The following is a 5,938-nucleotide window of genomic DNA, read 5'->3' on the forward strand; positions in this document are numbered from 1 at the left end:
CGGCCGCAGCGGGTTGCAGGAAAACACGTGCTTGATGTCGGTAAGAATCAGCTCCTGGTGCTGCTGCTCGTGGTTCAACCCCAGCTCCGCGAGAAAAGCGGTTTCATCATCGGGATCGGCAAGCAAAGACGCCATCGCCGCATCGACATGTTCACGGTAAGCCATAACCTCGGCCAGCGTTGGTCGTGACAGCAGCCCGCGCCGCGGCCGCGCATGCATCTGGCCAACTGTGAAGTAGTAGGAGTTGAACAGGAAGCTGAACTGTTCATCGAAAGGCTGGTAGCCAGGCTGGCGCGCCAGCAGGAAGTTCTCGAAAAACCAGCTGGTATGGGCCAGGTGCCACTTTGTCGGGCTGGCGTCCGGCATCGACTGCACCACGGTGTCTTCCGGTGCAAGCGTGGTGCACAGCGAGGTGGTGGTTGCACGTACCCGGCGGAATTTCTCGCCCGGCGTTTCCTGCAGTGCTGCGCCCCCGCCGGGGACGGGCCTGTCAGCTGGATGGGACATGAAAGCGTTTGAAAGGACCAGTTTGGCTGGATGCAAAGAATAACACGCGCGGGTTTGCAGCAAAAATTATCGGGGCGCCGGGTATGTCGCGGGTTTTTTCGCGGCTGAAGCCGCTCCCGCGGGATGCTTGTTCCCACAATGTGACAGATCATCGTGGGAGCGGCTCTAGCCGCGACTACCTGGCACAGTCGCTAGTAGTCGCGACTGAAGTCGCTCCCACGGGATGCTTGTTCCCGCGCAGTGAGCAATTCGATGCTAAAGCCGTTCCTGCAAACGGGCCTGCATTTAGTTGGGGCCGGGTGGCAGCAGGAAGAGCTGACGCACGATCGCCAGGTCCTGCAGGCCGACACTGTCATTGCCATCAAGGTCGGCATCGGGGTTCCATGCCGCATCTGCAGGGGTCGTGAGAAAAGCAGCCCGAAAAATAGCGAGATCGTTAAGGTCGACGATGTTGTCGTTATTAAGGTCAGCGTCACAGCGATTGCCAAAACCATCACCGTCGGTATCGCGTTGCGGCGTGTTTGGTACCACCAGGCAGTTGTCAGTACCGGCAGCGACACCGTCGCAGTCGACGTCCAGCTCTTCGATACAGCCGGTCGGGTAGGATTCGCCGGCGCGCGCCTGCACACCCTGGTCATCCTCGACCCACGCGAGAAAGTTAATCAGGCGACCATCGACGGTCGGTGACGGACTCGGGGCGAAACTCACGGTGACGGACTGGCCTGCCGGAATATCGACTACCGGCCAGGTAATCCTCTCACTCGCAGTGCAGGATGTACTGCTGCAGTCGCCGTCGAAGTCGGGGTCGCTCTCAAAGTATTGTGTGAGATGTTCCGGAAAGCGTCCCTGCAGCGTTACGCCAAAGCGCGTGAACGCATCGTTGTTGGTCACTTTTATAAACGACTGGATCGGGCGTCCGTCGATGGCGCTGAACACGACGGGTGTAATTTCGAGCGACAATGGAGCGCTCGCACGTACCACCGTGTTGGTCTCGGCGCGCGCCCCGTCATCGGGTGTGCTGCCGCCATGCAGATCCGCCGATGCCTCGAGCACGGTGCCAGCACTTGTGCCGGCATCGATCGTTACCGTCGCAGTGCGGATGCCGGCGTTGCCTGGCTGCAGAAAGCCCAGGCCCCATTCGACCGCATCGCCGTTGAGCACGCCGCCGTCGCTGGCGGACTGGAAGGTCACACCGTCAGGCAGGTTCAGGTGCAGCGAGGTATCGGCCACAGCGGCCGCGTCGTCGCGATAGCCCCAGGTGACGTCGTAGACCAGTGTCGATCCCGGTGTGGCGGGGTCAGCGCTTTCATTCAATGCGACATCGTAAACGGTGTCGGGCTGAATCCGCATGGTATCGCCGCGCAGCGCCTGAGTGCCCTGGTCGTCGGTCGCGCGCGCAAACAGCGGGATCAACGCATCGCCGGTCTGGTTGGGCACCACGTCGACCTGCATGCCAACCGTCTTCGAGTCACCGGCCGGGATGTCGCCGAGCTGCCAGGTGACGGTCTCGCCAGTAGAGCAGGACGTGCTGCCGCAATCCCCGTCGAAATAGAGCTCGAACGACTGGCTGTAGTTTTGAGGAAACATACCGACAAGCTCGACGCCAAATCGCATAAACGGGTCATTGTTGGTCACGGTGAACACCAGCTCGCCCAGTTCGTCCAGGCGCGCGGCATCGGGATTTGTTTCGATGGCCAGCGACAGTGGCTGCGTCGATGCGATGCTGGTGTTTGCCTCAGCTCGCGCCCGTTCGATGGGTAGTGAAGTGCTGAATATTTCGGCGTTTGCTTCTACCATCGCAGCAGCTGCAAGACCGCCATTGAGTGCCAGGGTCACTTCACGGATCCCGTTGTCGCCGGGCTGCAGAAAGCCCAGCTGCCACTCGACAGCGCCGGCGTTCAGCACGCCGCCGCCGGTCGCAGACACGAAAGCTGTTCCGTCTGGCAGCGGCATACGCAAGACCGACTGGCTCACGGCCGCTGCATCAATGCGATAAGCATAGGTGAGCTTGTAATCGAGATTTGTCCCGGCAAGCGCCGGATCGCTGGATTCGTGCAGCGTCAACTCGTACTGGCTGTCGCTTTGTACGCGTACGGTTTCGAGCTGCCGGGTCTGCGCACCCTGATCGTCCTGGGCCGTCATGAAGAAGTTGATCAGCTCGCCGCCAGTCGCAATATTCTGTATGAACGGTGGCATATTGAGAGTCACCGTTTGTCCGGCATTGATCTGTCCCAGGGTGAAGGTCACCCGCTCACCGCCCGTGCAGGTCGTACTGCCACAATCACCGTCGAAAGCAGTTTCGAACAGTTGCGTCAGGTCTTGTGGAAAAATACCAATGAGTTCCACACCAAAGCGCGGGAAGACATCGGTGTTGGACACCGTCAGGTCCAGGTTGAGCAGCTCGGTGATGCGGCCGGGGCCGGGATTGTTTTCGATGGCCAGCTGCAGCCCGCCTTGCGCGGCAATAACCGTGCTGGCCTCGGCCCGCGCTGCCTCGCCGGGATCCGTCACGCTCGAGATTTCGGCTGTCGCTGCGATCACGTCAGCAGCGGAAAGCCCGCCGTCGAGCGTAAACGTTGCTTCGCGTATTCCACTGTCGCCCGGCAGCAGCACGCCCAGCGCCCACTGTACGGCACCGCTGACGATCGAGCCCCCCTCGGTTGCTGATGAAAACGTCAGGTTGTCCGGTATCGGCAGCCGCAAGAGGGTGTTGCTCACTGACCCTGCGTCCTCCCGGTAACCGAAATTGAGCCGGTAGGTGAGCGACGCCCCGGCCGTGGCCGGATCACTGTTTTCGGCAATGGACAAATCGTACCGGGTATCGGTTTGTACGCGCAGTGTTTCAGTGTGACGGGCCTGTCGGCCCAGGCTGTCGGTCACGGTGGCCAGGAAGCTGATCAGTTCGCCGCCGGTCGCAATGTTCTGCACAAATGGCGGGATGTGTACCGTCACTGAGCCATTGGCCGGGATATCGCCAAGCGTAAACGATATGGTTTCACCGGCCGTGCAGGTCGTGCTGGCGCAGTCGCCGTCGAACGCAGTCTCGAAAATCTGCTCCAGGTCTTCAGGCGTATAAACCTCGAGGGTTACGCCAAGCTGCGTGAATGGATCGGTGTTGGTGACCAACAGATTGATGTGCGCCAGCTCTGATGGGCGCGATGGATTGACGTTCGACTCGACAGCCAGAGCAAGTCCGCCGGCCTGGCCAATTACGGTGTTGGCCTGCGAGATGACATTCTCGGTTGGTGTGGCATTGGCGAAGAGCTCCGCACTTGCAGACACCAGGTCTGCCGGGTTCAGGCTGCCATCGAGTTGTACAGTGACTTCACGTACACCACTGTCGCCAGGCTCGAGGTTGCCCAGCACCCAGTCGACGTTGCCGGCGTTGAGCGTTCCGCCACCGGTCGCGGAAACAAAGGTTGTATTGGCCGGAACCGGAAAACGCAGCGTCGAGAGGCTGACGGCCGCAGCGTCTGCGCGGTAACCGTAAGAAATCCTGTAGGTGAGCTGCGAGCCCGCAATTGCCGGGTCACGGCTTTCAGCCAGCCCGACATCGTAGGCAGCATTGGTGTCAACAATGACTGAAGTCGACGCGGAGTCGTTATCCGGCGTGTCGTCGGTCACGGTTGGTGCGAACGTGATAGTCGCCCCGTCGGCAGCTCCCGGGCTGACAAACACCGGCAAGGTCACGCTGACAGCACTATCGGCCGCTACCGTACCCAGCGTCCATGTGACGGTTTCACCCTCGGTGCAGGTAGTGCTCGGGCAGTCGCCATCGAAGTAGATTTCGAACGCCTGGACGAGGTTCGCAGGATAAACCATTGTTATCTGCACGCCGGTGCGCGAGAAGCCGTCTGTATTGGTCACTATGAACTCGATGGGCACAAACTCGCCAAGCCTGCCGGTATCGATGGCTGCGGTGGCCGAGATATTCAGGGCCGCAACGGCGGGACCGCTGACGCCCAGGAGTGCCGCCAGGGTGAGAGACGACAAAAATTTTGCCAGGCGCGAATAACCTGTCCGTGATTTGCAGCCCATGAGTAACCTCCATGAATCCCAAGGCGGGATACTGGTTGGAATTAGTCTTGGTACAAGCGGCATGTCGAATGCCCCGGCCGGTGTAATACGTATTGTTCCGGTTCAGTTTGAGTGTAGAAAAGAATGCAGCGTTGTAAAGAAAAAACCCGGATTCTGTGTTGCGTCTAATAATCATTCAGAGCATGCGCGTTGCCGGGTTTGCATGTAGGAGATTCTATGGCGTTGGGCAAGCCTCCATTGGCTGTTTTCGGAATGTTGTCTGATCGCGCAGCAGGGCGAAGGCGATGCGGGCCAGCTTGCGCGCCAGGATGACATTGGCGGCGATCTTCGGAAGACCCTTGTCGAGTTGTCTTTGTCGGTATCGATCGAAGGGTGGGTAGGTGCGCGCGGGTTTGGTTGCGCAGTACAGCAGCCGTCGCAGTTCTGATTCACCGCGTTTGGTGAGTTTGCGCTTTCCTTTGAATTGGCCCGAGTCACGTACCCGTATATCGAGGCCGAGAAAGGCGACGAAGGCGTCGCTACTGGCGAACGCACCGCGACGATAAGCGCACACCAGGGCGGCGGCGTTAAGGCGCCCAAAGCCGGGCACCGACAGACAGCGCTGATAGTCGTCTGACCAGCCCAGTTGCCCGATCAGTTTGTCGATGCGTGCGTCGATGCGGGCCAGCACGTGCCGGAACTGAGTGAACAGTGCCTGGCTCGGCAGTTGCGCCTCAGCGAGGCTTTGCCTGAGTTGTTTTCTCGCATCGACCACCACCGCGCGACGTTTGAGTAGGGTCCACAATCGCTGTGCCTTAGGGTCCAACGGCTCATACGCGCGCAGCTGGCTGGCTTCGTTGTTCAGGTAGCGCGCCAGCAAATACGCATCGTCAGGATCGGTTTTGTTGCGCTCATTGACCGCTTCACGGTAGTGCGCGAGCTGACGCGGGTTGACCAGATAGACCGAGCAACCGCGTGCCATCGCCTGTTCGACAAACGCCAGGTGATAGCTCGAGGTCGGCTCGATCGCGATGCGGACCGGACCCTGAAGGGTTCTCAGCCAGGCCCTGATCGTCGCCGGCTCGTTAGATAGCTTCGAAAGATCCTTCGAATTCCAGTTAAATACGACGAGTTCGTCCTTAGACACGTCGACACCGAGGGTGATTTGTTCCACTTGATTTGCCACAATAACCTCCGCGGCTAATGACCGTGACGCCGGGAACTCACCGGACGCGAGCTTGCAAATCAATCGGCTGTGTACGCAGCTAGATTCCTAATTGGCGTTCTTTGGTGAGGGGATGGGGACGATGTCTCCTACAGTCTGTGCCAACAGGCCAGAAGCGGCTTAAGTCCCTCCCATCCCGGCGCCTTTAATCCTCCAGATATCAGGCGCAGTTACCATACAAGCGGCTTC

The 5,938-nt window shown here is 59.7% G+C and carries 3 protein-coding genes; all 3 read right to left on the bottom strand.

Going from position 1 to position 5,938, the window contains the following annotated elements; genetic code table 11:
- A partial coding sequence (locus HKN06_07960) for an ergothioneine biosynthesis protein EgtB (protein ID NNF61248.1) occupies window positions 1–507 on the bottom strand: 507 nt, incomplete at its 3' end.
- Between the two features lie 285 nt (window positions 508–792).
- Entirely contained in the window at window positions 793–4,500 is a 3,708-nt protein-coding gene (locus tag HKN06_07965; protein NNF61249.1) for a hypothetical protein, read from the bottom strand.
- Between the two features lie 259 nt (window positions 4,501–4,759).
- Window positions 4,760–5,710 (bottom strand): IS110 family transposase, encoded by a 951-nt coding sequence (locus HKN06_07970; protein ID NNF61250.1) that lies wholly within the window; start codon window positions 5,708–5,710, stop codon window positions 4,760–4,762.
- Window positions 5,711–5,938 lie beyond the last annotated feature (228 nt).

The organism is Gammaproteobacteria bacterium (assembly GCA_013003425.1).
Classification (GTDB): Bacteria; Pseudomonadota; Gammaproteobacteria; order Steroidobacterales; family JABDKV01; genus JABDJB01.